Annotated in this window: 26 protein-coding genes; 10 read left to right on the forward strand and 16 right to left on the reverse strand. The window is 60.9% G+C overall.

Going from position 1 to position 26,103, the window contains the following annotated elements; genetic code table 11:
• Nucleotides 1-72: 72 nt before the first annotated feature.
• The 6 genes from dapA (at nucleotide 73) to AC22G1_RS07410 (ending at nucleotide 4,022) form a co-directional block, all read left to right on the forward strand.
• Entirely contained in the window at nucleotides 73-951 is an 879-nt protein-coding gene (dapA, locus tag AC22G1_RS07385) for a 4-hydroxy-tetrahydrodipicolinate synthase (protein WP_487316182.1), read from the forward strand.
• 9 nt (nucleotides 952-960) lie between these two features.
• Nucleotides 961-2,046 carry an outer membrane protein assembly factor BamC gene (locus AC22G1_RS07390; RefSeq protein ID WP_487316183.1) on the forward strand — a complete coding sequence of 362 codons (1,086 nt, stop codon included), beginning with the start codon at nucleotides 961-963 and terminating at the stop codon, nucleotides 2,044-2,046.
• A 104-nt stretch (nucleotides 2,047-2,150) separates the two neighbouring features.
• Nucleotides 2,151-2,864: a phosphoribosylaminoimidazolesuccinocarboxamide synthase gene (purC, locus tag AC22G1_RS07395; RefSeq protein WP_487316184.1), complete on the forward strand. Its 714-nt coding sequence runs from the start codon at nucleotides 2,151-2,153 to the stop codon at nucleotides 2,862-2,864.
• Nucleotides 2,865-2,978: 114 nt separating this feature from the next.
• Entirely contained in the window at nucleotides 2,979-3,359 is a 381-nt protein-coding gene (locus AC22G1_RS07400; protein ID WP_487316185.1) for a SpoIIAA family protein, read from the forward strand.
• Nucleotides 3,360-3,422: 63 nt separating this feature from the next.
• Complete coding sequence (locus AC22G1_RS07405) at nucleotides 3,423-3,776, forward strand: hypothetical protein (RefSeq protein ID WP_487316186.1); 354 nt, start codon at nucleotides 3,423-3,425, stop codon at nucleotides 3,774-3,776.
• Nucleotides 3,777-3,848: 72 nt separating this feature from the next.
• Nucleotides 3,849-4,022: a hypothetical protein gene (locus tag AC22G1_RS07410; protein WP_487316187.1), complete on the forward strand. Its 174-nt coding sequence runs from the start codon at nucleotides 3,849-3,851 to the stop codon at nucleotides 4,020-4,022.
• A 4-nt stretch (nucleotides 4,023-4,026) separates the two neighbouring features.
• Here AC22G1_RS07410 and AC22G1_RS07415 read toward each other — a convergent pair whose 3' ends face one another.
• A complete protein-coding gene (locus tag AC22G1_RS07415; protein WP_487316188.1) occupies nucleotides 4,027-5,004 on the reverse strand; it encodes a bile acid:sodium symporter family protein in 978 nt (325 codons plus the stop codon).
• Between the two features lie 93 nt (nucleotides 5,005-5,097).
• On the opposite strand from AC22G1_RS07415, the gene AC22G1_RS07420 reads away from it, so the two are divergent.
• Nucleotides 5,098-6,021: a LysR family transcriptional regulator gene (locus AC22G1_RS07420; RefSeq protein WP_487316189.1), complete on the forward strand. Its 924-nt coding sequence runs from the start codon at nucleotides 5,098-5,100 to the stop codon at nucleotides 6,019-6,021.
• Nucleotides 6,022-6,024: 3 nt separating this feature from the next.
• Here AC22G1_RS07420 and AC22G1_RS07425 read toward each other — a convergent pair whose 3' ends face one another.
• Nucleotides 6,025-9,288 (reverse strand): S41 family peptidase, encoded by a 3,264-nt coding sequence (locus AC22G1_RS07425; RefSeq protein WP_487316190.1) that lies wholly within the window; start codon nucleotides 9,286-9,288, stop codon nucleotides 6,025-6,027.
• Nucleotides 9,289-9,454: 166 nt separating this feature from the next.
• On the opposite strand from AC22G1_RS07425, the gene AC22G1_RS07430 reads away from it, so the two are divergent.
• Together AC22G1_RS07430 and AC22G1_RS07435 are read left to right on the forward strand one after the other, a co-directional pair.
• Nucleotides 9,455-9,940, forward strand: a complete 486-nt coding sequence (locus AC22G1_RS07430) for a GNAT family N-acetyltransferase (protein WP_487316191.1) — start codon at nucleotides 9,455-9,457, stop codon at nucleotides 9,938-9,940.
• A gap of 48 nt (nucleotides 9,941-9,988) precedes the next feature.
• Entirely contained in the window at nucleotides 9,989-10,462 is a 474-nt protein-coding gene (locus AC22G1_RS07435; RefSeq protein WP_487316192.1) for a hypothetical protein, read from the forward strand.
• Here the strand turns inward: AC22G1_RS07435 and AC22G1_RS07440 are convergent.
• The 8 genes from AC22G1_RS07440 to AC22G1_RS07475 form a co-directional block, all read right to left on the reverse strand.
• Complete coding sequence (locus AC22G1_RS07440) at nucleotides 10,387-12,636, reverse strand: glycosyltransferase (RefSeq protein WP_487316193.1); 2,250 nt, start codon at nucleotides 12,634-12,636, stop codon at nucleotides 10,387-10,389. The genes AC22G1_RS07435 and AC22G1_RS07440 overlap by 76 nt on opposite strands.
• Nucleotides 12,629-13,879: a hypothetical protein gene (locus tag AC22G1_RS07445; protein WP_487316194.1), complete on the reverse strand. Its 1,251-nt coding sequence runs from the start codon at nucleotides 13,877-13,879 to the stop codon at nucleotides 12,629-12,631. The genes AC22G1_RS07440 and AC22G1_RS07445 overlap by 8 nt, the downstream gene beginning before the upstream one ends.
• Nucleotides 13,869-14,474, reverse strand: coding sequence for a tail fiber protein (locus AC22G1_RS07450; RefSeq protein WP_487316195.1), 606 nt, complete (start codon nucleotides 14,472-14,474; stop codon nucleotides 13,869-13,871). The genes AC22G1_RS07445 and AC22G1_RS07450 overlap by 11 nt, the downstream gene beginning before the upstream one ends.
• A complete protein-coding gene (locus tag AC22G1_RS07455; protein ID WP_487316196.1) occupies nucleotides 14,467-16,944 on the reverse strand; it encodes a hypothetical protein in 2,478 nt (825 codons plus the stop codon). Before AC22G1_RS07455 ends, AC22G1_RS07450 begins: the two co-directional genes overlap by 8 nt.
• 44 nt (nucleotides 16,945-16,988) lie before the next feature.
• The gene (locus AC22G1_RS07460) at nucleotides 16,989-17,606 is read right to left on the reverse strand and encodes a hypothetical protein (protein ID WP_050658728.1); all 618 of its coding nucleotides are present in this window, start codon (nucleotides 17,604-17,606) and stop codon (nucleotides 16,989-16,991) included.
• 69 nt (nucleotides 17,607-17,675) lie between these two features.
• Nucleotides 17,676-18,254 (reverse strand): hypothetical protein, encoded by a 579-nt coding sequence (locus AC22G1_RS07465; RefSeq protein WP_487316197.1) that lies wholly within the window; start codon nucleotides 18,252-18,254, stop codon nucleotides 17,676-17,678.
• Nucleotides 18,255-18,262: 8 nt separating this feature from the next.
• Nucleotides 18,263-18,664, reverse strand: coding sequence for a Mor transcription activator family protein (locus tag AC22G1_RS07470; protein WP_487316198.1), 402 nt, complete (start codon nucleotides 18,662-18,664; stop codon nucleotides 18,263-18,265).
• A 453-nt stretch (nucleotides 18,665-19,117) separates the two neighbouring features.
• Nucleotides 19,118-20,176: an NAD(P)-dependent alcohol dehydrogenase gene (locus AC22G1_RS07475; protein ID WP_487316199.1), complete on the reverse strand. Its 1,059-nt coding sequence runs from the start codon at nucleotides 20,174-20,176 to the stop codon at nucleotides 19,118-19,120.
• A gap of 193 nt (nucleotides 20,177-20,369) precedes the next feature.
• Here AC22G1_RS07475 and AC22G1_RS07480 point away from each other — a divergent pair, with 193 nt between their 5' ends.
• Nucleotides 20,370-21,233, forward strand: a complete 864-nt coding sequence (locus tag AC22G1_RS07480; RefSeq protein ID WP_487316200.1) for an AraC family transcriptional regulator — start codon at nucleotides 20,370-20,372, stop codon at nucleotides 21,231-21,233.
• A gap of 116 nt (nucleotides 21,234-21,349) precedes the next feature.
• Here AC22G1_RS07480 and AC22G1_RS07485 read toward each other — a convergent pair whose 3' ends face one another.
• The 6 genes from AC22G1_RS07485 to AC22G1_RS07510 all read right to left on the reverse strand — a co-directional run bounded on the left by AC22G1_RS07485 (nucleotide 21,350) and on the right by AC22G1_RS07510 (nucleotide 26,024).
• Nucleotides 21,350-22,039, reverse strand: a complete 690-nt coding sequence (locus tag AC22G1_RS07485; protein WP_487316201.1) for a M15 family metallopeptidase — start codon at nucleotides 22,037-22,039, stop codon at nucleotides 21,350-21,352.
• Nucleotides 22,008-23,135: a succinyl-diaminopimelate desuccinylase gene (dapE, locus tag AC22G1_RS07490; RefSeq protein ID WP_487316202.1), complete on the reverse strand. Its 1,128-nt coding sequence runs from the start codon at nucleotides 23,133-23,135 to the stop codon at nucleotides 22,008-22,010. Before dapE ends, AC22G1_RS07485 begins: the two co-directional genes overlap by 32 nt.
• Nucleotides 23,132-23,485, reverse strand: a complete 354-nt coding sequence (locus tag AC22G1_RS07495; RefSeq protein WP_487316203.1) for an ArsC family reductase — start codon at nucleotides 23,483-23,485, stop codon at nucleotides 23,132-23,134. The genes dapE and AC22G1_RS07495 overlap by 4 nt, the downstream gene beginning before the upstream one ends.
• A 94-nt stretch (nucleotides 23,486-23,579) precedes the next feature.
• Nucleotides 23,580-24,086, reverse strand: a complete 507-nt coding sequence (crr, locus tag AC22G1_RS07500; protein WP_487316204.1) for a PTS glucose transporter subunit IIA — start codon at nucleotides 24,084-24,086, stop codon at nucleotides 23,580-23,582.
• A 35-nt stretch (nucleotides 24,087-24,121) separates the two neighbouring features.
• Nucleotides 24,122-25,771, reverse strand: a complete 1,650-nt coding sequence (ptsP, locus tag AC22G1_RS07505; RefSeq protein ID WP_487316205.1) for a phosphoenolpyruvate--protein phosphotransferase — start codon at nucleotides 25,769-25,771, stop codon at nucleotides 24,122-24,124.
• Nucleotides 25,755-26,024: an HPr family phosphocarrier protein gene (locus AC22G1_RS07510; RefSeq protein WP_050658706.1), complete on the reverse strand. Its 270-nt coding sequence runs from the start codon at nucleotides 26,022-26,024 to the stop codon at nucleotides 25,755-25,757. The genes ptsP and AC22G1_RS07510 overlap by 17 nt, the downstream gene beginning before the upstream one ends.
• Between the last annotated feature and the right edge of the window lie 79 nt (nucleotides 26,025-26,103).

Raw genomic sequence — 26,103 nt, forward strand, 5'->3', positions numbered from 1 at the left:
GTTAACAGCTGGCTTGTGTTGCGTAATCGGCAAAAGTACCATACCAAGCCAATGATAAAACAGGAGCATATCATGTTCAGCGGTAGCATCGTCGCTCTGGTCACCCCTATGACCGTTGATGGCGCAGTAGATTTTGACGCCCTCAAGGCATTGGTGCAGTGGCACATTGAGCAGGGTACCCAAGGCATTTGCGCCGTGGGCACCACGGGAGAATCGGCGACGCTGGAAACCGACGAACATATTGCCGTAGTGAAAACCGTCTGTGACCTGGCCCAAGGCCGCATCAAGGTCATTGCCGGTAACGGCGGTAGCGCTACCCACAAGGTGGTGGCGCTGACCAAAGCGCTGGACGCGCTGCCTATCGACGGCTTTCTTACCGCCACCCCGGCTTACAACAAGCCGACGCAGCAGGGCCTCATCGCCCATTTTAAAGCCGTGGCCGCTGCCACCGACAAACCGGTGGTGCTGTATAACGTGCCGGGGCGTACCGCCGTTGATATGAAACCGCAAACTGTTGCGGTTTTGAGTGAACTTCCCAACATTGTGGCTATCAAAGAGGCCACCGGCGACCTGGCAAGGCTGGCCGACCTGCAAGCGCAGGTGGCCCCCGGTTTTGCCCTGTTGTCCGGCGACGATGCCACCTGCCGCGCCTTTATGCTGGCCGGCGGCCACGGCATTATCAGTGTGACCGCCAACGTGGCACCCAAGGCCATGCGCCAGATGTGCGACAAAGCCCTGGCCAGTGACGGCCAAGGCGCATTGGCCATCGACAGCCTGGTGCAGGGGTTGCACCGGTCCTTGTTTGTAGAAGCGAACCCGACACCTGCCAAGTGGGCCCTTAAACGCCTGGGCCTCCTGGCAACCGACACATTGCGTTTGCCGCTTGTTCCGCTTACCGAAGCGGGCCAGGCGAGCGTTGAGGCCGACCTCATTAACGCCGGCCTTATTTGAGGTATCTGGATGATCATAAGAAAAACTACCCTGGCGCTGGCCGTTATCGCCCTGGCGGGCTGTAGCTCCACTGCCGAGCGCCGTGCCCCGGATGGCGGCTTTGCTTATACCAAGGTGGCCGACCAGCCGCCGCTGACCATTCCTGCCGGCCTGCACGCCCCCAAGGGCGACGGCAAGTACGTAATTCCCCCGGCGGCCGATAAAGGCCCGGTGGGCAAGGCCATCGATATCCGGGCGCCGCGCCTGGTGTTGACCGTGGTTGACGGCTCTCGTATCGCCGAAGACGAAGCCGGCTCCAAGGTGGAAATCGACGCCCGCGAAGGCGAAGACAACGTGGTTACCGTTATCAACCAGCGCCTGGATGAGTGGCTCAAGGCCCGCAACATCCCGGTGGCCAGCCACAACGGCAATACCATCGAAACCGACTGGTTCGTGCCCAACGACATGGAAGGCATGATCAAAAACGCCGACGACTTCCCGGTCAAACGCCGCTTTGAGATTCGTGTCGATGCGCCCCAGCATGCCCGCACCGCCGAGGTGTATGTCACCAGTAAAGGTGCCGAGCGGGTCGCCGGTGACGACAACGACGCCACCATCGGCAGCGGCGAGCGAGCCTCGGTTGCGGTACTGAACGATTGGCTGGGCTTTTATGCCAGCCGCGACACCGCCCACGCCAAGGAGATTGCCCTGGCCAAGTTCCGGCCTATCGCCGTTACCCTGGGCAAGAACAACAGCGACTTGACCGCGCTGGTGCTGGGCGCCGATTTCGAGCGCGCCTGGAGCCGGGTACCCATGGTGCTTGAGCACATGGGCTTTGAGATCAAAGACATCGACAAGAGTCTCGGGACTTACTTTGTCAGCTACAAAGGCGACCCGGACAGCTCCTTCTGGAGCGGCATCTTCGGTGGTGATGACAAGGAGCTGTCCATCAAGCACGGCAAGTATCAGATACAGCTGGGCGAAATGGGCGACAACACCTCCATGACCATCACCAACGATGACGGCCAGCCGATCCCCGACGACAAGTACGCCGAGATCTACAAGCCCTTCTCCGAGCTGATGCGCGATAGCGATCTCAAAGAGATGAAGAATTAGCGCTGACAAGCCCGATGCAGGGGATTACAATACGCAGGCCGCCGAGAGCGGCCTTCTTTTTTCGCCCTAGCGCAAACGTTTTCAGCAATCGGAGTCCCCTTAGGATGGAAAAACGCCAAGAGCTTTACCGTGGCAAAGCCAAATCTGTTTACACCACAGACAATCCTGACTACTTGGTCCTGCATTTTCGCAATGACACCTCCGCGTTCGACGGTGAGCGGGTAGAGCAGCTGGCGCGCAAGGGCATGGTGAACAACAAGTTCAACCATTTCATCATGGAAAAGCTGGAAGCGGCCGGCATCCCCACCCAGATGGAAAAACTGCTGGGCGATGACGAAGTCCTGGTCAAAAAACTGACCATGATCCCGGTGGAATGCGTTATTCGCAACTACGCCGCTGGCTCGCTGGTGCGCCGCCTGGGTGTGGAAGAGGGCAAGAAGCTCGAGCCCCAGACCTTTGAATTGTTCCTCAAAAACGACGCCCTGCACGACCCCATGGTCAACGACAGCCTGTGCGTCGCCTTTGGCTGGGCTACCGAAGCCCAACTGGCCAAGATGAAGGCCCTGACCTATCAGGTCAACGAGGTGCTGTCCAAGCTGTTTGATGACGCCGGCATGCTGCTGGTGGACTTCAAACTGGAGTTCGGCCTGTTCAAGGGCGAGATTGTGCTGGGTGACGAGTTCAGCCCCGACGGCTGCCGTATCTGGGACAAAGAAACCAAGAAGAAGCTCGACAAAGACCGTTTCCGCCAAGGCCTTGGCGGCGTGGTGGAAGCCTACGAAGAAGTGGCAGGCCGCCTCGGCGTCAAGCTCGACTAATTCGCCTTGATTTTTAACATAAACCCCGGCTTTGGCTGGGGTTTTTGTTTTCTGGCGCCCCGGCTTTTCTTGGGCCAGACTGGCTATGCTGAGGTCCCGAAAAAGGAGTACAACATGGGCAGCACAAGGCACGGCATGTCTATCGGCCTGGAGCGCCGGGGCAGCGAATGTTATCTGGTATTAAAAGCCATCGGCACCCTGACCCACGACGATTACCAAATCCTCACCCCCATGCTCGAAGGCGCTCTCGAGGGCGTTAGCCAACCCCACATCAAGGCTCTGGTGGATGTCACCGAACTCAAGGGCTGGGAGCTGCACGCCGCCTGGGACGACTGGCAGCTGGGGCTTAAACACGGCCGCGAGTTCGACAAGATAGCGCTTTTAGGCAACAAGGTCTGGCAGCGCCTGGCCGCCAAGGTGGGCGACTGGTTTGTCAGCGGCGAGGTGCAGTATTTCGAGGACGAAGCCCAGGCGCTGGCCTGGCTGGCCGAGTAGGGCTTTTCTGTCAATGGCTGCTGGGGTCTAATAGGCCCTCTTTGAAGACTGCCGAGAACCTCTATGAAGCGCATTGGCTGGATGGGTGGCTCCATCGCCGTGGCCGTGGTGGCTGCTTATTACCTGGTGCTGTACGTATCGCCCAGCATCGACATTCAAAACCAGGCAAGTGAGGACATTGCCTCGGCCATCGTCACCTTGCCAAGTAGCCGCCTCGATTTTGGAGACATCAAAGCTGGCGATAAAAACGGCATCTTCTATAGCCTTGAGCAAGACCCCGGGCACTACCAGTATCAATTGACCCTGGCTGGCGGCAAGGTCGTCAAAGGCGAGTGCGGCACCGTCAGTGACGGGGAATTTGGTAAGCGGGTGCACCTAGTGCTAAACCCCGACCTGACCGTCCAGTGCCGCTTTTAAGCAAGGCCAGTACCGGCACTTTATGTTAAGGTGCCGCCGTTTTAAGACAGAGATAGGCGACAGAGATAAACCATGCAGGTGTTCAAGTATTTCTTGGTGTTGTTGATGCTGATGGTGCTGGCGGTGATGACCGTTGGCGTGCTCAAGGTCTTTGGCTTGCCGGCCTTTGTGGGCTGGATAGTGTTTGGGGCCGTGCTGGTTGTCGCCCTTAGGGTGCTGTGGCAAAGGCGCCGCCAGCACCCCTGAATGCTCAGGCGCTGATTGGCACCAGGGCCTTTTCGCGATAGCGCCGGGCAAGGTAGGCGCAAACCATGATTTGCACCTGGTGAAACAGCATCAGCGGCAGGATAAGCAGCCCCACGCTTGCTGCCGGAAACAGGATGTTGGCCATGGGGATGCCGTTGGCCAGGCTCTTTTTGGAGCCGCAAAACACCAGGGTTATCTCGTCGGCCCGGCTAAAGCCAAGGCGCCTTGCCACCTGGGTATTAACCACCAGCACCACGGCCAGCAGCGCTAGGCACAGCACCAGAATTTCCAGTAAAGCCACCACCCCCACCTTATGCCAAAGCCCCTGCAATACCGCCTCGCTAAAGGCCGAGTAGACCACCAGCAAAATGGATGACTGATCGGTCTTGCCTATCCATTTGCGGTGTTTTTCAATCCAAGACGCGGTCCAGGGCCGGCTCAAATGGCCAAGCACAAAAGGCAGCAGCAGCTGCTCCATCACTTTAAGCACCTGCTCAACATGCCCGGCATCTGCCGAGCCTTGCACTTTCATCAAGGTACCGGCCAGCAGTGGCGAGATGAAAATACCTATCAAGCTCGACGCCGAGGCGCTGCACACCGCCGCCGCCACGTTGCCCCCAGCGATGGAGGTAAAGGCGATGGCCGACTGCACCGTGGCAGGCAGAATGCACAGATACACAAAACCGCTGTAGAGGGTGTCAGGGAGCGGCAGTGGCGCCCAGGCGCGAAGGGCAAGACCCAGCACTGGAAAGAGCGCAAAGGTGCTCAGCATCACCACCAGGTGCAGCCGCCACTGGCTGGAGCCCTCTACGATGGCCTGGCGTGACAGCTTGGCACCGTGCATGAAAAACAGCAGGGCAATGGCCGCTTGGGTGATATAGCCCACGGCCACGGCATATTGGCCCTTGGCCGGCAGTATCGAGGCCAGCAGCACCGTGGTGAGCAGGCAAAGGGTAAAGGCGTCGGGTAAAAAGCGTTTCATGGCGGCGCTCTAGAGTCGATGTTGGCAGCCAGTTTGCGCTTATCGCCTTCAATGATTAAATTGAATTATTTTCTGTATATATGAATTTATTTAATGAACTACAGCCTGCGCCAACTTCGCACCTTTGTAGCCGTTGCCCGCCTTGGCAGTTTTAGCCGGGCCGGGGAGAGTATCGGCCTTAGCCAGTCGGCGGTGAGCCACAGTATCCGCGGCTTAGAACAGGAAGTGGGCCTCAAGTTGCTGGATAGAACCACCCGCGAGGTGGTGCTCACCGAGGCCGGCACTCGCCTGGCGGCCCAGCTTGAAAAATTGCTGGACGACCTGCACGCCACCTTACTGGACGCCCGCACCTTTGGCCGCAGTATCAGCGGCACGGTGCGCATAGCGTCGAGCCAGACCATCTCTGCCAACCTGATGCCGCTGTGCCTGGCAAGCGCTGCCAAAGACTTGCCCGATATCGCCATCAAGCTCAGCGACCGGCCCCAGCAGTGGGTGCTGTCAGGGGTGCGTAACGCCGAGGTGGATTTCGGCATTGTTATCGACCCGCTGCAAAGCCCGGATTTAGAGTGCCAGCCCATTTTAACCGAGCCTTTCCTGGCCCTTTGCCACCCCCAAGACCCCTTGGCAGCAGCAAGCACGGTTTCCTGGCAGGCGCTGGCTGAGCGGCCTTTGGTGCTGCAAGACTACGCGTCGGGCAGCCGGCTGCTTATCGACAAGGTATTTGAGGAGCTGGGGCTGAGCCCAGTGGTGGCCCAGGAGATTGGCCACCCGGTCACCCTGTATCCCATGGTGGCGGCGGGTATTGGCACCGGCATCTTGCCGGCCCTGGCGCTGCCGGTGCCAGAAGGTTGCCAGGTGGTGGTTAAACCCTTGGCGCCGAAAGTGGACAGAACCTTGATGCTGGTACGGCGCAAAAACCGCTCGCTGTCGCCAGCGGCGGCCCTTATCTGGCAGTTGGTAAAAGAAAGGGCCAGCGAGCTGACCCTTTCACGGCGCGGCGATCCGCTTTTTAACTGAGCCTTATTGGCCCAGTTGGTCGGGGATGGGCGGAGCGGTTTTAAAGCGCACCGGCTTGAAGGTTTTCAGCTCGTCCATTACTTCGCTGATGGCCCGGTCAAGCTGGGCGTCCTGACCCTGGTTAACGGCCTTTGGCAGCAGCTTAACCTCGATGTCCGGCACAATGCCGACGTTTTCGGCCAGCCATTTGCCGTTGGCATCAAAGATGCGGATAAAGGGCACGGTCAGCGTGCCGCCATCCACCAGCGGCGGGTTATGGGCAATACCAATCAGCCCGCCCCAGGTGCGGGTACCAATCAGCTTGCCGATGCCCAGGTGGCGAAAGGCGTAGGGCAGGAAGTCGCCGCCGGAGCCGGCGTCTTGGTCAATCAGCATCACCTTGGGGCCGTCCAGGGCGCCAGCAGGGGAGCCCCACACCTTGCCGTCCCGGTCACGAAAACCGGCCAGGTAGCGGCGCGACAATACGTCGGTAATGTAGTTGGCTATCTGGCCACCGCCGTTGGAGCGCTCGTCGATTACCACCCCTTCTTTATCCAACTGGGCAAAGAACATGCGGTTAAAGAAGGTAAAGCCGGCTTCGGCGGTGTTGGGCAGGTACACATAGCCCACCTTGCCGCCGCTCACCTTATCCACGTAGCGGCGGTTGCCGTCTATCCAGTCCCAAAGCCGCAACTCGCGCTCACTGGCGGTGGGCACCACGGTTTGTTGCCAGCTGTTTTTGCCATCGCTGCGGCTTGCAAGGGTCAGGCTTACCTGCTGGCCGGCGGTGTTCTCAAAGGGCGCAAAAAAGTTGTCGGTGGCGGCCAGCGGCTGGCCGTTAACCGCCAGAATGTAATCCCCTTGATGGACCTTCACCCCGGGCACCGCCAGGGGCGCTTCAAGGTAGGGGTTCCACTTGCCGCCGCTGTAAATTTTTTGAATGCGGTAGTGGCCGTTTTCAAGGGCGATATCGGCGCCCAGCAAACCCACTTTGACCGGCGATGAAGCCGGGCTGTCGCCGCCGTAGGCGCGGTTATGGCCCACTTGCAACTCACCTATCATGCTGACGATAAGGGCGGTGAGGTCGCTGCGGGTACCGACGCTGTCCACCAGCGGCCGGTAGCGCTTGAACACCCCTTGCCAGTCAAGGCCGTGCATGTTGGCGGCGTAGAAGTAGTCCTGCTCCATGCGCCAGGCATCGGTGAAGATTTGCAGCCATTCCTTAGCCGGGTCGATGCGCAGCCTGAGGTTGGCCAAATCCAGCGCCTTGGGCTCGGGTTTGTCGCTGGCTTTGGCGGTAGATAACGCGTTGTGGGGGCCGGTTATCAGCATCAATTTGCCATCACGACTGAGGCTAAAGGAGGCCACCTTGTCGGCCACTTGGCTGGCTTCTTTTTTCTCCACATCAAAGCGCATGATGCGGCTTGGAGCGTCGCTGGCGTCAGGGTCAACGCTGGCGCCAGGTTGGGGGCTGTCTAAATAAAAGAGTGCGCCATCATCTGCCACGGCAAGCTCAGAATAGGCCCGCTCAGGCACTGGCAATGCCACCAAGCGGTCGCTGATGCCGTCCAGGTCGATTTTCACCACCGGCTTTTTATCGCCCTTGTCGCTGTCTTTTTCCTTGCTGGCGGCTTTTTCCTCATCGGATTTGGGCAGCAGCGGCGAGCTGCCGTCCTTTTGCAGCACCAGGGCATACAAGGCGGCGCGATAGGGGCGCTCCTGGGTAGACATGTCGATACCGGCCGCGCTGGTGCCGCTGTTGGTGGACGCCATGAAGTACAGGTATTTGCCGTCTGGCGAGAAGGTGGGGCTGGCAGCATCGCTCATGCCGCGGGTCAGTTGGGTGCTTTTGCCGCTGGCAAAGCTGTACAGGTACAACAGGCGGTTGAAGCTTGGGCCCACCTGGGAATAGGCCAGCCAGGCGCCGTCCGGTGACAGTGCTTCGCTGTCGCCACCGTTTAAAAAGGTGGTGCGAATGGGGTCGGTGGCAATGGTGGCTATTTTGCCCGAGCCAAGGTCAATCACCTTCAAATGCAGGTGGCTGTCGCGAAAGAGGATTTTGCGGTCCTCGTCGGCAAAGCCCACCAGGTGAAAGTAATTGGTGGCGGTGTCAGACAAAGCCCAGCTTTTACTGTTGCCACCTTGCTGATCGGTCACCACCAGTTGGTACTGGCCGGATTGGTCGGACAAAAAGGCCAGCTTGTCGCCCTTGGCCGACCAAACGCCGGTCATCTCCCGCGCACCGTCGGTATTGGAGATATTGCGAATGGCGCCATGCTCAAGAGGCACGGTAAAAATCTCGCCCCTGGCAGTCACCACTACCCGCTTGCCGGTGGGGGAGAGCGCGGCGGTCTCGATATTGCCCTGCACCGATTTCCAGGCTGGCTGGCGTTCGGGGAGGTAGGGGCGCAGCTCAAGGCTTAAGGTTTGGTCTTTGCCGGTGGCGATATCCCAAAGGTGCAGCTGGCCGCCGGCGTCATAAATAATGCGCTTGCCGTCGCTGTTGGCGCTTTGGATATCCCAAGGCTGCTGGCTTACCACCGGCCAAACGCCCCGCGCCGCGTTGTAGCCATAAAGGCCGACGCTTTGGCCACGGTCAGAGAGAAAATACAGGTCGCTGCCGGCCCACATGGGCTGAAAATCGCTGGCATGGGGGTGGGGTACTTCGGTGAAATCGCCGCTTTTGGTGTCCATTATCCAGATGGGCGGAGTGTCGCCACCGCGGTGCTGGCGCCAGCCGCTGGCACCACGGTTGGCCATGATAATGGGCCGGTAGGCGAGCTTGGCGCCGTCCGGTGAGAGCGCCGCATCTTCGGCCCTCGCTTGCATCCATTTGACCGGGGTGCCGCCGCTTTTGGCGATACTAAACAGTTGGTTAGCTCTGTTGTTGCCGATATCGCGGTCGCTGGCAAAGAGCACCTTGCTGCCGTCTGGCGTCCAGCCTTCTACATAGTCGCGGCCGGGGTGGTAGGTCAGCCGGGTGGGCAGGCCGCCGCTACTTGGCATCAGGTAGACATCGGTATTGCCGTTATGGGTGGCGCTAAAGGCCAGGGTTTTGCCGTCAGGTGAAAATTGCGGGCGGCTATTGGCATCACTACCGGTGGTCAGCTGCCTTGGTTTGCTGCCGTCGCTGGCAGCAACCCAGATATTGCCCGCGTAAACGAAGGCAATGCGGTTACCGGCAATATCCGGCTCCTTTAACAGCCGGGTGTCAGCCAGGGCCGGCATGGCCAGTAGGCCAGCCAACAGGCCCAACCAGGGCTGGCGGCGCGATAGGGTGATTGGCATCGGTACTCCCTGTTTTTTGTGGTTGTAAAAACAGCAGTCTAGACCTGCCCTTGTGTACGGGTGTTACAAATTTGTACGCCGATGTTTCCAGGGGATGGCGGTTGGACTCTTGAGTCCCTGGACGGGCTGTGCTGAGCTAACGGCCCTTTCTTTTAGAGGAGTTGTTATGTCTGTTGAGATAATCGAAGCCGACTACCGCAATAGCCGTCATGGCGCCGACTTGGTGTTTTTGCTCAATGCCTACGCCCAAGATCCCATGGGCGGCGGCGAAGCCATCGCCGATGAGGTGTTGGCCGCCTTGCCAGCAACCCTTGCGGCGCGTACCGATGCCTTGACTTTATTGGCCTATGTGGACGGCCAGCCGGCGGCGCTTTTAAATGCCTTTGAAGGCTTTTCCACCTTCAAGGGCAAACCCCTTCTTAATGTGCATGACATGGCGGTGCTGCCGGCCTATCGCGGCCGGGGTCTTAGCCAAGCGCTGATGGCGGCGCTGGAGGAGCGGGCCCGCGCCCGAGGCTGCTGCAAGTTGACCCTTGAGGTACTGGAAGGCAATCGGGTGGCCCGCCAGGCCTATATCAAGGCCGGGTTCGCCGGTTACGAGCTGGACCCGCAAATGGGTAAGGCGCTGTTCTGGCAGAAAAATTTGGATTAACGCGCAAAAGGCGGTATCAAGGAAGAATGATGAAATTAAGGACAGCGAATGCGCATTTTATCCTTGGTGCTGGCGTTTATGGTCAGCCAGGCGGTGGCTGGCCCCGGCAGTAAGCCGGTAAAGGTAGGGCCTGTCAGCCTGCAAGTGCCGGTTGAGTGGCAGCGCCAAGGCCTGCATTTTGTGGACGCCAAGGGCCACGCCGTGGCCAGCATTGGCCTTCGCTACCCCAAGGGTGAGCTTAACGGGCCCAGTTTTGTGTCCACTTACCAAAATGGCCTGTACGGCGAGCCGCCGGTCAATCACTTTATCAAATCCGGCGAGCTGAGCCGCGCCGGCCAACCGGTGTACTGGGTGTGTCGCGAGGTGGTGGATCCTGCCTCCAGCGGCCTTCGTTTTGAGCGCACCTTTCAGGTGCCCCAGGGCGCCTCGGTGCAGGAGCTGAGCTTTTATTCGCTCCATTCGTGCGACGACAACTTCCCGGCCATCTCCGCTGTCGCCTTGTCGGCGGCCCCCGCTTCCTGATCCCCCATCAGCGCCCAAAGCTGGCGGCGCTGCGCCTCGGTGCAAGGGTGCCAGCGAGCGCCATCGGTTGCCTTGGGGCTGGTGTTGGCGCCATGGACGGTGGCGATATAGCCAAACGCATAATCGCTTAACGCCAGTTTGCAGCCCGGCTCCCAGACAAAGGCATTGTCCTCGCCGATTTGCCGGTCGCTAAAGGGGTGGGCCAGCCAATAGCGGCGCCAGTAACACAAGGTGCCCCCCGCCGCCCAGGGCGGCTCGCCGTCATAGCGGTATTGCCAGCAGCGGCCGGTGGCGGGCTCGGCAAAATACAGCGCCGCCAGGCCGCACAGGTCGGCGCCGCTTTTTTCTAAAAGCGCCACCTGGCGGCTCAGCCAATCCGGCGCCCGCCAATCGTCGTCATCCCAATGGGCAATAATATGCCCCGAGGCCAGCTCGCAGCAGCGGTTACGCTTGGCGCCAAGGCTCAGCCCTGGCGCTATCCGGTGATAGCGAATGGCCGGGTGCGCCGGCACAAGGTGGCGGATGTCGTCATGGCCATCGTCCACGATCACCAGCTCCTTGTGGGGGTAGTCCTGGGCCAAAAAGGCGTTGATGGCCTCTTTGGCAAAGCCTGCTCTGTTGGCGGTGGGCATGATGCAAGACAGCAGCGGCCTTTGCTTCATTGCTTTGTAAAAGGCCTTGTCGGCGGCAAAACGCCGGGGCAGGGGGCGAAGGGACCAAGCCTTGGCATCAAGGTAACCGGGAGCGAAGCGCCAGCTATTAAGGCCGTGGCGCAGGTAGAGAAAATCCTCACCGGCACCGATGGCTAAAAGCCGGGCGCCGCGCTGCTCAAGGTGCTTTAAAAACCGCGCGTCTTCGCCAAGGGAGGCGGGGGGATAACCCGGCGCCTGCTGCCAGAGGCGGCGCCAATAGGCCAGGGTGCCGCCGGCCACGGCGCCGTGAAAAAGCTGGCGATAAAGGTAAGGCGTAACTTGCCAGCATTGGCCGGCGTTCACATCAAAAAAGCCGGTTTGGGTAAGGGCCGTCACATCGGCAAGGCCCAGGCGCAGCGGCCACAGCTGGCGGCTTAGGCGGCGCGAGCTGTACCAGTCATCGTCGTCCCACTGCACGATAAAATCGCCCCTGGCATGTTGGTTACCAAGCTGGCGTTTGGCGCCGATGCTGGTGTCATCCTTGCTAGCCACCAGCCGCACCGACGGGTGGCAGGCAAGGGCGCCCAGATCCGCGGGTTGGTCAAAGACAATCACCAGTTCCTTGTTGGGATAATCCTGGGCCAGAAAATAGCGCACCGATTGCGCCAGCCACGCTGGACGGCCCTTGGTGGGCATGACGCAAGTCACCAGCGGCGCCGCCATGGCCTTGGCGGCTAAAAAAGCGGGCGCTGAGGTGTTAAGGGTTGGCCCCGGCAGCGGCTGGTGGGCAAAGTGCGGGCAGTTATCCCCCAGGCAATGGGCGCAGCTAAGGCGCTCTTCCTCCATGTTCCACTGGCCGCAAAAGCGCTTTTGGTAACGGCGCTTCCCGGTCAAAAGGGCGGCGTCGGTATCGCTGCTGGCCGCCCTTGTGGCCAGCGCTTCTTTTACCCACAGCCCTTGCCAGCCGAGGCGCGCGGCGCGGATGTTGGTGTCCATCTCCCAACCCGGCGCGGCGCCGTAGGCTTCGTCCACGCCGCCAAGGTGAGTCAGCACCTCGGCTTTTATCAGCAGGCAAAAGCCCCCCAGGCTGTAAAGGGGTTTGAGGTATTGGCTGGCCTGGCCTTCCCCGGCCAGGCTGTGGGCCTGCTCGGCAAGACTAAGGCGCTGGTCCAGCAACTGGGCCTGCTCGTTCCAGCCACGGTTGCTGCTGGGCCCGGCAAGGCCATTGGCAGGGGCGGCCCAAAGCGCCGCCAATAGCGCGTCAATGCAGCCCGGCGCCACCTCTACGCCGGCCTCGATGAACCCGTACACCTTGGCCGGCAGGGCCGTCTTCATGGCGTTGATAAAAGCGCCCTGGCCCAACACCTCAAGGCTGGAAAGGCGCGCCAATGCCTCCCATGCGCTTGGCAGCGGCGGCTGGGGGCCATCTAGCAGCAAGAGCGGCGTAAAGTCGGCGTCGGTGCCCGCCCAAAGGGCCTGCAAACTTGCTGCCAGGGCCGCGTCCTGGCCCCGGCAATAAATACCGATAACCAGCTCAGGCAAAGCTGCTCTCCTTCCAGGCGGTGATGGGCGCCGGGGCGTCGCCGCGAAGCGTGCTGCAAAAGACCATGGCGATACCGCTGAATGTAAAGTGCGGCAGGCTCAAGAAGCCGTTGATGGCCAAGTCCTGGAGGCCGTTGCAGGACAGTTGGCGCAGCTTAAGGACCACCGGCTGGCCTTGGCTGTCGCGGGTACAAAGGTTAAGGGGCAATCGATAGGGGCGCTCTGGCAGGTTAACCCCGGGTAGGGCCGCCTGGCACTGGGCACAGAGGAACTGGCCGTCCTGGTCGTAAAAGAGCGTTAAATCGAGCTTGGCCTGCTCCGCCACTGGCCAGCTAAAGGTCTGCACCTGACCCGGTGCTGAGGCGGCCGGGGGCAGCGGCTGGGGCTTAAAAGCCAGCAATTTACCGGCCCCTTTGGGGTAAAGGCTGCTGACCGGTAGCATTGCTAGCGGCGAGCCGAGCTCCAAGGGCGCGTCGCTCACCGGCTCTGGCGCTTGGCCGGTGAGGGCGCTGGCAGCGCCGTTTTCAAGGCGCCAAAGGCCGCTGCCAAAACCGGCGCCGTCGCAGTGGCAAACCAGGCCCCCCTCCAGTACCGCCAGGGGCTGGGGGCGAAAATCAAGGCCGCAGGAGAGCGCCACTTGCAGCTGCACCCCAGGTTGCCCGGGCAGGGCGGGGGGGAGCGGGGCGCGGCGTTTGCCGCCGTCATCGGCAAGCTCAACCCCCCATTGGATCTCTGCCAGGTTAAAGGTGGCGCCGGTGGCCGGGTTCAAACCTTTACCGGCGCATTTGGCCAGCAAGTAGCCCTGGCCAAGCCGCTGGCCAGCGGTTAGGTCCATGCCGCCTTGCCAGGCGGAGAGATATTGGGCGATTTGCTCCTGCCCGGTCGCCACCGCCGCGCCCAATTGCACCAGGCACAGGGTCATCGGCGCGGCACTCTCGCTTTGGGCCTGCAAACTGATGACCAAAGCCCAGTGCTGCCAGCAAGGGGCGGCCAGCAACTGCTGCACGCCATGAAGAGCGTAGGCGGCGTCGGCAAGGCTATAGCAGCCCAGGAACTGCTGGGGCGTCACCAAGACCTTGAGGCTTTCATCGGGCGGTGAGCCGGTGTTGGTGGCAGCTTGGTTTAAGGCCCGGCTTAGCAGCGCCAGGCGAGCATCGATATCCTGGCGCGCCTCGCCAAGGGCGGCTGGCGCCGCGCTGGTGTCCAGGTTGTAGGTAATGAACTGCACCTTGTCATAGGCCATGGTGAACTCCTTGTCGTGGTTGGCCACCAGCCCCGGCGCTGGTGAATTTAATGAGGTAGTAAACGCTGACGTTGCAGGGCCGGGTTTCAAAATCAGATTGCTGGGCGAGCTCGCCGCAGCTGGCGCTTTTGAGGGCATCGGTGCATTGGCCAGGCAGCATGGAGGCAACCGCGGTGCCGCCTACCGGGCCAGCGCTAGTTTCACCCTCGGGCTTGGTGTAGCTGTGGTTGTGGTTGATCACCGCATCGCCCTGGCGCGAGCCTACTTCGCTGGCGGCGCCGTCTCCCGGCGCTTGGCGGTGGGAGAGGTCGGGGTCGTTGCCGCTGCCCCCATCTACCCCGCGCAAGAAAAGGCCACGGTAGTCGGGCAGGGCAAATTGGGCGCCGCTGCCCCCGTAGTGGTAGCCGAGCATGGCAAAAAGTTCGGGGTAGTCCTGGCAGGCCAATTGCCGGCCATCGCACAGCAGCCAGCCCCAGGGCTCGGTGCTGGCAAGGCCATGGCGGGGCAGGGCGCTGTCGCGGCCCAAAGGGCCGGCAAAGGCGATCACCGCTCCGACGGGGATACCGGCGGCCATAACTGGCCAGGGGCTAATCATGGCGTACCTGCCAGGGCAGGGCGGTGCTGGTGTCCAGTACCTGCTGGTGAGTGGGCACCAGCTCGGTCCAGGGCTCACCCACCAGGCGCTGCGCCGCATTGGCAGGCAGAGCTTGCAGCTGGTGCACCAAGGGGGCGTCGGCGATATGCACCGGGCACAGGCTGTTATCGAGGGGCCAAGGCGCGCCGCTTTGCAGGTAATAAAGCAGCGCTTTTTCCCGGTCGGGACGCACCGGCAGCAGTAGCCTGGCGCTGGCTGCCTGCAAAAAGGCGCTAAAAAGAGGGTCGGCCTGGCTGTCAAGGCAGGGCAGCTCGGTGTCGTCTTCGCTGAAAAAGCGGTAACTCATCTCCTGCCACTCGATGGCATCGTCAAAAAACTGCTCCAGCCTTGGCCGGCTCAGCCAGGCCGGGGCGTCTTGCTGTTGGCGGGCCAGCAGCAGCTGCTTGGCACCGGCCTTAAGGTAGTGTCGCTCCACTTGGCGAAGGCTTTCTCTTGGCTGGGCGTCCATGGCTGGGGCCTGCTGGCGGTAGTAACGCTCGGCCTGGCGCTGGTAGGCCGCCTGCAACCGCTGGTAACAATCTTGCTGCCACTGCTCAAGCAAGGTGGCGCTTGGCTCGCAGCTGACCTTCACCGCCGCTAAAAAGTCGGTGCCTGTTGCCTCGGCGCAGATCGCCAGGCTCTGCTCTTCGCCAAAAAGGGTGGTGCCCTTGAGTTGCTGCTGGCCACTTAGCTGCTGGTCCCCTGCCAGCAGCCGCCCCTCACCGCCCAGGGTATTCAGGGCGACCGCACTGACCTGATAGCTAGGGGGTATGGCAAGAGCCCGCTGCTCGCCGGCCCTAAGGCTCAGGCTTTGCACCCGGGGTGCGGGGCAAGGAGCGATATCCAGCGCCTGATAACGCACCGCCAGGGTGCGGGCGAGTTGGCTATCAAGCCCGCTCCAATCGCTGATGCCAAGGCTTGCCAAGGGTTTGGGCTCGGCCAGCTCCTGGCCGCACAGGCGGCGCTGCTGGCGGATATAGGCCGCAGCCGGCTTAGGCAGCAGGCACTCGAACATCAACCGATTGCCGTAATGCACCACAAAGGCCTCGAAGCGGCGGTTTAACCAGCGGTAGACGCCGATGCGCGGCTCATTTGAGGCGCTGTTGTCAAAGCGGCTTTTTGCCAGACGCTGGTGCTGACTGAGCTGCTGCTGGCCACTTTGCTGCTGTTGGCTATTGGCCAGCAGGCTCTGGCTTTTATCCAGAAGGTGGCGGGCCAGCTGGGTTCTGTCCTTGCTGGCGGGGTTATCGCCGGCCTGGGTTTTGTGGCTGACGGTGCCGCTCAGGGTGGCCTCGGTGGGCGGGCCGTAATGGGTGTTGAGATTCTGGTAATCGTCGGTGCAGAGCTTTTCCATCACGGTGCGCTGCTGGTGCAGCTGGCTGTTGAGCCAGTCTTCATCGGCGCTGTTTTGGGTTTCGCTGTGGCTTTGCTGCTGGCTGTGGGCAAAGCGCAGCTGGCTGTCGCCCTGGCTTTGCGCCAGGTGCTGGCGCTCGCCCGGCATCAGGCTTTGCACCCGGGCGATGTCGCCAAGCTCGTAGCCAATCAGGCGCTGGCGCAGCATCTGCAGCTCGCCAATGGCGTAGGGCGCCAGCTGCCCTGGGGCGTTGGGGGGCGAAGCCGTCTGTTGCGGCAAAGGGAAAAGCGCCGCTGGCAGCAATATCGGCGCCTTGGGGCGGCCTTCCGTTAGCTCTAGGGTCAATGGCGCCAGGGTTTGGGCGGCAAAGCCGGGCACTAACAGCAGCGCCAGATAGCGCTCCCAGGCCAGTTGCAACGGGGCTGTGGGTGGGCTGGCGCTTTGGTCTGTTTGTAAATAGCGCTCAGCCAGGCGAGCCATGGCGGCGCGCTGGCCCTGGCTTTTACACCTTGCCAGCTCGCCGATAAAAGGGCTTTGGCTGATAAGAGCGCTTGGCATGGCGATAAAATCTTTGGCCAAGGCGGCGCTATCCAGGGCTGGCCAGTGGCGAAGGTACACATAGGGAAAGAGGTTTTGGCCCGGCGGTAGCACCTCGGCTGACGCCTCTTCAGGCCCTTGATAGGATTCATCCGGTAGATACGGCGGCAAAGGCGGCTCGGCCGGTTCAACCGGCTCTGGCACCTCGCCAAGAAAGCATTCCAGCAGCGCCCCTTCAAAACGCCTGGGGTGCAGGCGGGTTGGCGCATTGGTGGAGTAGATATCGGCCCAAACGCAACCCTTGCCGAGGTTGCCGGACAGGGCCTTGAACCAGAGGGTGCCTTTGAGTTCGATGTCGGGTTTGAGCTGGCAGTGCACCGGGCAGGGCAGGCCATTTAGCGGCAGGTAGAATGCCGGGCTTTCATGGCCGCTGCGGGCGGCGATGGCAAACACACTGAGGTTGGCCGCGTCTTGCTGCCAATCGATGCGCAGCATCAACTGGCCGTCGGCGCTGGTCCAGATGCCAAGGGTGCGGGTCATGCTGCTCTCCTTGAAAAAAGAGGGCCGCTTTCGCGGCCGCTCCGTCAGGCCATGACCACGTTTTCAAGGCTGAAAACAAAGGGGGTGGAGTTGGCGCCCGGGCCGCCGCCAGTCACCACCAGATCGGCGCTGGCAATGCCCAGCAAGGAGATCTCGGTGTTGATGTCGGAGATGATGGCCGAGTTCATCACTTCCCCTTCAACGATCTGCGATGCCGCACCGATCCAGATGGTGGGTTTGAACTGGAACACCGCTTTTTGGCCAGGGGCGACACCGGTTTTGGTGGCCAGCAAGCGCCCGGCTTTCATGATGTTGCAGTTGATGGCCCCTTTGGTGAGGTCGTTACGCAGCTGCACTTCCTTGCTGGAGGTGCCAGGGCCGGTGAACTGCAGGCGGTGGCCGGAGGTGGTTTGCTGCACGCTGTACATCTGGCCGTTCTCGGCGACGATCTCCGGCATGTAGTTACCGTCGCTGTCGCTGGCGCCCACGCTCATGGTCATGGGAAAGGCGAAGGGGTGGTAATCGCCCTGGCCGCAGTTCTTAATGACCTTCCAGGCCACGTTCAGCTCATCAAAATCGCTGGACACGTTCTTCTGGAAGACAACGAACTCGGAATTGTTGGCGTCATTGCTGTGGTTAACGAAACGCAGTTTGATATCCATGTCTTGCTCCTTGCGGTGAATGAAGCCGGCAACATTTACCGGCCTTGGCTCCGGCATTTCTCGCCCCTGTCAGCATCGGATGATGTTTTCCAGGTGGAAGCGAAAAGGCCCTGAGTCTCTGCCAGCGCCGCCGCCAACCAACAAAATGTCGGCCGAGGCGATGCCGGTAAGTGAAAAGTACGTGGGCTGGGCGCCGGGGTCGGGAAAGTCCCAGGGGCGCCAGCTAAGGGCAGTGGTTAAACAAAGGCGGCTTTGGGGCCTTAGCAGCAATTGCTGGCGCGGCCCAAGGGCCCGGTAGCCAGAGGCTTGGCTGGCCCGGTAGAGCCAGGCGCCAAAGCCGGTGTCGCTGCAGTTATGTACCGCTATCTCGCCGCAGTTAGCGGGCGATTTTTGCCACTGGCGCCGGCCGCTAAGGGTGAGCTTTTCCCCCAGGCCAAGCTCACGGCCCGGGTTGAAGTTACCGTCACCGTCGCTCAAGCAGAGCCTTGGCTCGGCGCTGAATTCAAAAGGGTGATAGCCCCAGTGCGGCAGGCGCTTTACCACCTTCCACGGCAGCGGCGTCATGGCACCGCCGTCAAAGTCTTCGCTTAGCACCACCACCGGTGGCCGGTGATGGTCGCAGTAATTGAACAGGCGAAGGCGGGTCATGGCGCACCTCAATGGGAAGGGCTGTGGCAGCCCTGGCGGTAGCGGCGGCGAATGTTGCCTATCTGGCGGTTGGTCAACCCAAATTGCGCCACCAGTTCGGCCCGGGATGCGCCGCTGCGGCTTTGCTCGACAATGTTCAGGTCGCGCTGAATGCGTAACAGGCTGTCGAGCTTGGGCAGCTCCAGGGTCTCGCCGCAGTAGAGGGCACACAGCTTGCTAAAGGCTTCGTCGCTGATGGCGTCCCAGCGCCGGCCTTTTGGGGCGCCGCGCTTGGGGATATAGCGCTTGGCCCCGCCGTAGTGGGATAACAGCTGGCGGGTCTGGGAGAACCCAATCAGCCGTATCAGCTCCTGCAACGATTCCGGGAAATAGTCGATGTATTCTTCGATTAATGCGTCGTCAAAATTCATCGTCTTGCATCCTTGATTAAATTGCCGTCCTGAATGCCGATGTGTTACCGCTGCCACCGAACTTGGGTTTTAAATTACGGGGTGGGGAAAATGAGATAAGGGGGAAACGATTCCCCGCAGCAAAAAGAATGGGAATGTCGGTTGTGGTGAGAATTAAAAAACGGTGGTGTTGCGGCAAAGCCGGGAGTAACAGGTAACAGCCTTGGCTTTGCCAGGTAAGGCTTGGCGCGGGAGGAGGGCGGCAATGATGTTTTTTCGACGCTTCTGGACTGATGGTGGGATATTTATTGGTGAAACATAAATATCATCATTACCTGAAAATGATGATTCCAGTACGAAAACGGCAATTGCCCTGTTGTAAATGACAGCTGTCTTTTTTGCGGTGGCGAGAATATTAAAACTGGTCTAGCGATGGTGGGAATAAAAAAGCCCGCTAAGCGGGCTTTTTTATTTTCAGGAGGCTTTTTTCAGGCTCGCCATATCGATAACAAACCGGTATTTCACGTCGCCTTTTTTCATGCGCTGGTAGGCTTCGTTAATATCCTGCATGGCCAGCATTTCCACATCGCAGCTGATGCCGTGCTCGGCGCAGAAATCCAGCACTTCCTGGGTTTCGGGAATGCCCCCGATAAGAGAGCCGGCTATTACCCGGCGTTTCATCACCAGGTTGGCAGCATGGATGGCAGGCTCCATGGGCTCGATAAGGCCGACCAGGATATGCACCCCGTCATACTTGAGGCAGCCAAGGTAGGGGTTCAGATCGTGCTGCACCGGAATGGTGTCCAGCAGGTAATTGAAGGTACCGGCAACGGCAGCCATCTGCTCGGGGTCAGTGCTGATCACCACATGGTCAGCGCCTTGTTTCTTGGCTTCGGCCACTTTGCTCTCGGAGCGGGTGAAGATGGTCACCTCAGCGCCCATGGCCTTGGCAAATTTCACGCCCATGTGGCCCAGGCCGCCCATGCCCAGCACCCCGACTTTGTCACCGGCTTTAACGCCAAAGTGTTTCAGCGGGGAGTAGGTGGTGATACCGGCGCACAGGATAGGCGCGGCGGCGGAAGGGTCCAGCGCTTCGGGGATGGTCAGCACAAAACGCTCGTGTACCACGATGCTGTCGGAGTAGCCGCCCAGGGTGATGGTGCCGTCGACTTTGTCTACGCCGTTATAGGTGCCGACAAAACCGTTCAGGCAGTACTGCTCCAGGCCATCGTTGCAGGCTTGGCAATGCTTGCACGAGTCCACCATGCAGCCAACGCCGACAATATCGCCCACTTTAAAGCGGCTGACGCCACTGCCAACAGCAGTTACATGGCCGATTATTTCATGGCCCGGCACTACCGGGTAACGGGAGCCGCCCCAGTCGTTCTCGGCGGTATGGATGTCGGAGTGGCAAACGCCGCAGTAATCAATCTCGATGGCCACGTCGTCGGCGCGAAGGGCGCGACGCTCAAAGTTGAAAGGCGCCAGGGATGCGGTGGCGGACTGGGCCGCGTAACCTTTAGCTTGTGCCATAAACAAGGATTCCTTTTAAGCGGAGGAAGGGAAGTGACGGTGCTATTTTGCTGGCGCCAGGCCGCTTGGGCCATTCTCATTCCTGCGAGTTTTTTGCCAATTTCTCCAAAAGGCGAAACCTGCCCTTAATGGCTGGCGGTATCAAAGGCATAATGGCGGGGCCCAATCTTGCCACGTATCAAGGAACCCAGCTATGGCGGCCTCCCTTATACCGCTTATTACGCCCTTGCTGCAATCTGACCGATCCTCCAAGACGGTACTGGAGGATGTCACCATCATGCAGTGCCGGCGAGCCATTCCCCGCTCGCCGCTCATCTACAGTCCGCCGTGTCTGGTGATCATCGCCCAGGGCCGCAAGATAGGTTACCTGGGGGATAAGGAAATTCACTACAACCCCGGCCAATACCTGGTTAAAACCCTGCCGCTGCCCTTTGAGTGTGAGACTTTTGCCAGCAGCGAGGCGCCGCTGCTGGGATTGTCGGTACGCATTACCCCGGCGCTGCTGGCCGAGCTGGTGAACGAAACCGGGCCTATGGCGGTGACCGAAGGCGACCCAAGCCCGTTGGCCTCGGTACCCATGACCCCGGCCATGCTGGCCGCCGCCGAGCGGCTGGTGCAATGTTTGCATTCGCCGCAGGACGCCCGGGTGCTTGGGCAAAGTAGGGTGCGCGAGTTGGTGTATGAGGCGCTCAAAGGCGCTCAAGGCCCGGCGCTTAGGGCCTTGGTGCAGGGCCAGGGCCACTATGCCCGCATTGCCCAGGTGTTGGCGCAGATGTGCGATAACCTGGACGAGGAGATGTCGGTGGAGCAGCTGGCGCGCCTTGCCAACATGAGCCAGTCGAGCTTTCACCAGCACTTTAAGGATGTGGCCCAGTGCTCGCCGCTCCAGTACCTGAAAAAGCTGCGCCTGCTTAAAGCGCAGATGCTGCTCACCCAGGACCTGTTAAACGTTGGCCAGACGGCAAGCGCCGTGGGTTACAAGAGCGTCAACCAGTTCAGCCGCGACTACAAACGCTACTTCGGTACCAACCCCAATACCGAGCGGCGCAGCGCCTGAAAAAAGACCCGCTCAAGGTGGGTCTTTTTTGTCATTGCCAGGGGGCTTTCTTGGCCACAGCAGCGCCAGGTTACCGACAATCACCAGCAGCACGATAAGGGCTATCCACCAGCCGATCATGGCTTGGCCACGTTGGTAACGAAGCGCGCCATCAGCGCATCGAGGCGCGGCACGATGTCTTCATACCCGGCAACCCGGCCATAGCTCAGGGCGTCGGCCACCTTATCGGCGCTAAGCCTTGATAGCAGCGGCCCGGCTTGGGGCGCAAAGCTCAAATGCCAGGGCTCGGCCGCCACGCCGCCACGGTCAATATCGTAGGGCAGGAAAAAATCGGCGTCGCGAGCATGCTCTGCCAGCCACAGGGCCAGGGCATGTTGGGCGCCGCCCGGCCCGTATTCTTGGGGAGTGAGCCCCAAGGTGTCGCTGCCAAGGGCTTTGGCGCAGTAGACATCAAGGTCGGTGCCCCAGTGATGGCGGCTGGCGCCGGGCAGGGCCGAGAAGCGCAAGATGGCGTCCAGCTTTTGCCCGGCGTCCATGGCGCTAACATCCAGGGGCACGCCGCTGTCGTCATGGACGGGGCGCACGCCCCGCCATTTGCCGGAAAAGATTTGTTCCTGGCGCTCAAAGTCCCGGTAGCTTGAGGCAATGCTCAGCATGAAGCCGTCCTTGGCGGCGGCGGCTTTAAGGGCGTCAAAGGCCTTGGCCGCCGAGGCTGACAACCGCTGGCCACCCAAGTCTTCAAGGTGGCCGACGTAGCGCCCGGTCAGGACCAGATCAGGCCAGGAGTCGCTCGAGAAGGTTTTCATAAATCAGGGCCAGTTTGTCCAGTTCTTCCACGTTGGTGCACTCGTTCACCTTATGGATGGTGGCATTAACAGGACCCAACTCAACCACCTGTGCGCCGGTCGGGGCGATAAAGCGGCCGTCCGAGGTGCCGCCGGAAGTCTCCAGGCGGGTGGGGTGGCCGGTGACCGATTCGATGGCCAACTGCACGGCGCCAAGGAGCGGGCCGGTGTCGGTCAGGAAGGGGGCGCCGTTGAGCTTCCAGGTGAGGTCGTAATCCAGGCCATGGGCGTCGAGGATGCCGGTGACCCGGGCCTTGAGGCTGTCGCTGCTGGACTCGGTGGAAAAACGGAAGTTGAATTTTGCCTCCAGCTCGCCGGGCACCACGTTCTCGGCGCCGGTGCCGCTTTGGAGGTTGGAAATCTGAAAACTGGTGGGGGGGAAGAATTCGTTGCCCTTGTCCCACTCGATACCGGCAAGCTCCGCCAAAGCCGGGGCCGCCAGGTGCACCGGGTTTTTAGCCAGATGCGGGTAGGCCACATGGCCTTGCACCCCTTTAACGGTGAGGTAGCCCGACAGGCTGCCACGGCGACCGTTTTTCACCACGTCCCCTACCGTCTTGGTGGAAGACGGCTCGCCGACGATGCACCAGGTGATTTTCTCGTTGCGGGCTTCGAGGGTGTCAATCACCCGCACCGTGCCGTTGATAAAGGGGCCTTCTTCGTCAGAAGTGATGAGGTAGGCGATAGAGCCCTTGTGGTTGGGGTGCTTTTTCACGAACCGTTCGGTGGCCACCACCATGGCCGCCAGGCTGCCTTTCATGTCGGCGGCGCCCCGGCCGTGCAGGTAGCCGTCCATCACCGTGGGCTCAAAAGGCGGGGTATGCCACTGCTCAAGAGGGCCGGTGGGCACCACGTCGGTATGGCCGGCAAAACAAAACAGCGGGCCGTCGCTGCCGCGGCGGGCCCAGAGGTTGGTGGTGTCTTCAAAGACCATGGACTCAAGGTTAAAGCCCACGGCGGCTAGGCGCTCACCCATCAGCTGCTGGCAGCCTTCGTCTTCGGGGGTGACCGAGGGGCGGCTGATAAGGTCGGCGGCCAGTTGCAGTACGTCGCTCATGGCGCCACCTCGAACAGTTTGGCGTAGCTGTCGGCCTTAAAGCCCAGTTCCAGGCTGCCGTTGGCGGCCAGCAGCGGCCTTTTGATAAGGGCCGGGTGGCTTAGCATCAGCTCCAGGGCCTTGTCTTCGGTCAGCCCTTCTTTATCTGCCTCGGGCAGCTGGCGAAAAGTGGTGCCGCGTTTGTTGAGCATGGCTTCCCAGCCCAATGCCTTGGCCCAGTCTTTGAGCTGGTCCTTGCGCAGGCCGTCAACGCGGTAGTCATGAAACTGGTAGGCGATGCTGTTGTCATCGAGCCATTTGCGGGCTTTTTTGATGGTGTCGCAGTTTTTTATGCCGTAGAGGGTGGTCATCTGTGGTTGGGGTCCGATGTGACTTTTGCCCCATGGTAACAGCTGGGCCAGCGTATCGGTACAGGCAGAAAAAAAGCCCCTGGCGGGGCTTTTTTCAGCGGTAGAGGGTCAGGATAACGTCTTCGCCGCCTTTGACCTTGCCGGCCTTTTTGCGGATATGGCGAAAGTCGTCCATGTTGGACACCACCACCGGGGTCAGGGTCGAGCGGGCGTGTTCTTGCAAGAAGGCAAGGTCGCACTCCAGCACCGGATCGCCTCGTTTCACCTGCTGGCCTTCCTGGGCTACCCGCACAAAACCTTCGCCTTTGAGCTCGACGGTGTCGATGCCGATATGGACAAAGATCTCCACCCCGTCTTCCGACTCGATGGAAAAGGCATGGTTGGTCTCGAAGATCTTGCCGATGGTGCCGTTAACCGGCGCCACCACTTGATGGGAGCTGGGTTTGATGGCGATGCCATCGCCGACGATCTTATCGGCAAAGACCACATCGGGTACTGCTTCGATATCCACCAGCTCACCGCTAACCGGTGCCGTGATGTCGATGCCGTCCCCTTGCGGGCCGTCGCCCAGTAACTGTTTGAGCTTGTCCAGTAGCCCCATAGTTGCCTACGTCGTCAAAGTTTTTTCCAAGCTTATCATGCTTTTTGTAAAAGCGTGCTCAGTTCACTGACGGAACGGGCGGCCAGCAGGGCCTGGCGCTCGGGCACCGCTATTGGGTCCATCAACCGCTGGCGAATTTGCGCCAGGGCGCCGGCCTGCATAGACAGCCCACCAAGGCCGAGGCTAAGCCACAGCGGCAGGTAATCGGGGTTGGCGGCCAGTTCCCCGCAAAGGGTCACGGCAAGGCCTTTGGGGCGGGCGGCATCCACCACCAGCGCCATGAGCCTGACCAGCGCCGGCGACACCGCATTGAGGCGGTCGGCCACCCGGGGGTTGTCCCGGTCCACCGCCAGGGTGTATTGGGCCAGATCGTTCGAGCCGATGGAGAAAAAATCCAGCTCTTCGGCCAGCACATCGGCCAGCATCGCCGCCGAGGGCGTCTCGACCATGGTGCCAAGCTCTGGCGCCGCCACCTCAAGCTCGGCCGCCAGGGCGTGGAGCCGGGCCTTGACCGCCAACACTTCGTCCAGCTCGGTGACCATGGGCACCATGATGCGGGTGGGATACTGGCGAGAAACCTCCAGCAGCGCTTTTAGCTGGGTGTCCAATAGCTCGGGGTGGTCCAGCAGCACCCGGATGCCGTGCCAGCCTAGGGCCGGGTTGGGCTCGGAGCCTTTGTTGAGCCAGGGCAGGGGCTTGTCGCCGCCGGCGTCCAGCAACCGGAAGGTAACCGGTGCCGGGGCGCATTCGCGGGCGATGTGGCTGTAAATCTGAATTTGCCGCTCCAGGCTCGGCGCCTGCTGGCGGCTGGGAAAGAGCAGCTCGGTGCGGCAAAGCCCCACTTCTCTTGCGCCGCAGCGGCTCACCTGGCGCGCTTCTACTAGGGTCGAGATATTGGCTGCCAAGCGAATGGGCGAAGCGGTGGGAATGACCTCGGCGCAGCCGTCCTGGCTTTCGATATGGGCGGTGGGAAAGTCCGGCAGCGGGTCGTCCAGGTACAAAAGCCCCTGGTCACCGTCAATGGCCACCCAGTCGCCATCACTGACCTTATCCAGCACATTGCAACCGGCCAGGGCCGGAATGCCGTAAGCCCGGGCCAAAATGGCGGCATGGGCGTGGCGGCCACCTTTACGGGTGACAATACCCAGCAACTTGTCGTTATCCAGCAAGGTGAGCTGGGCCGGGTAAAGCTCATCGGCCAGCAAAATAACCGGGTGCTCAAGGAGGATATGGTCGGGGGGCACCCGGCCTTGCAGCAGGTGCACCAGGCGGCCAGCCAGTTCCCGAAGGTCGGCGGCCCGCTCGGCCAGGTAGTCGTCGCCGATATTGACCAGGGTGCGGGCCTGTTCGTTCAGCACGTGATAAACGGCGGCCTCGGCTCGGGCGCGTTTTTTAAAGATTTGGGTTTTAACTTCGTCGATAAGCTCAGGATCGGTCACCAAAAGGTGCAGGCCCACAAAGAGGGCGGCGATGTCGTCACCGAGCTTTTCCTGGGCTTGTTGGTGCAGCTTTTCAAGCTGGGTTTCGGCAAGGGCCAGGGCCTCTTCGAACCGCTGCCACTCGCTATCGTGCTGGCCAGCCTTGGCCGGGGTGAAATCCAGGCGAAGGTCCTGGCCGGGTAAGGTCAGCACCGGGCCTTTGATTTTGCCATTGCTGACACTGATGCCCTTAATGCTGGCCGTCATTGAATTGTTCCAGCCACTGTTGCAGGTCTTTTATGGCGCTACAGGCATCATCGCCCTCGGCGCAAAGCTCGATGGTGGCGCCGCTGACCAGCGGCAGCTTTTGCAGGGCAAACAAGCTTTTGGCACTGGCTTGCAGACCGCCACACTTAACGGTGATGTCGGCGCCATAACGCCGCGCCATCGCTACCAGCAAGGCCGCCGGGCGGGTATGGAGGCCATGGGGGGCCAGGATAGTAATGCAACAGCTTTCCATCGGTGTCCTACAACGGCTTTGACCCTGGCAGATTACCATCAAGGCAAATGGTCGCCAACTGCCGCGAAACCCGGTGCAT

It is taken from the genome of Gallaecimonas zhanjiangensis, assembly GCF_057624825.1.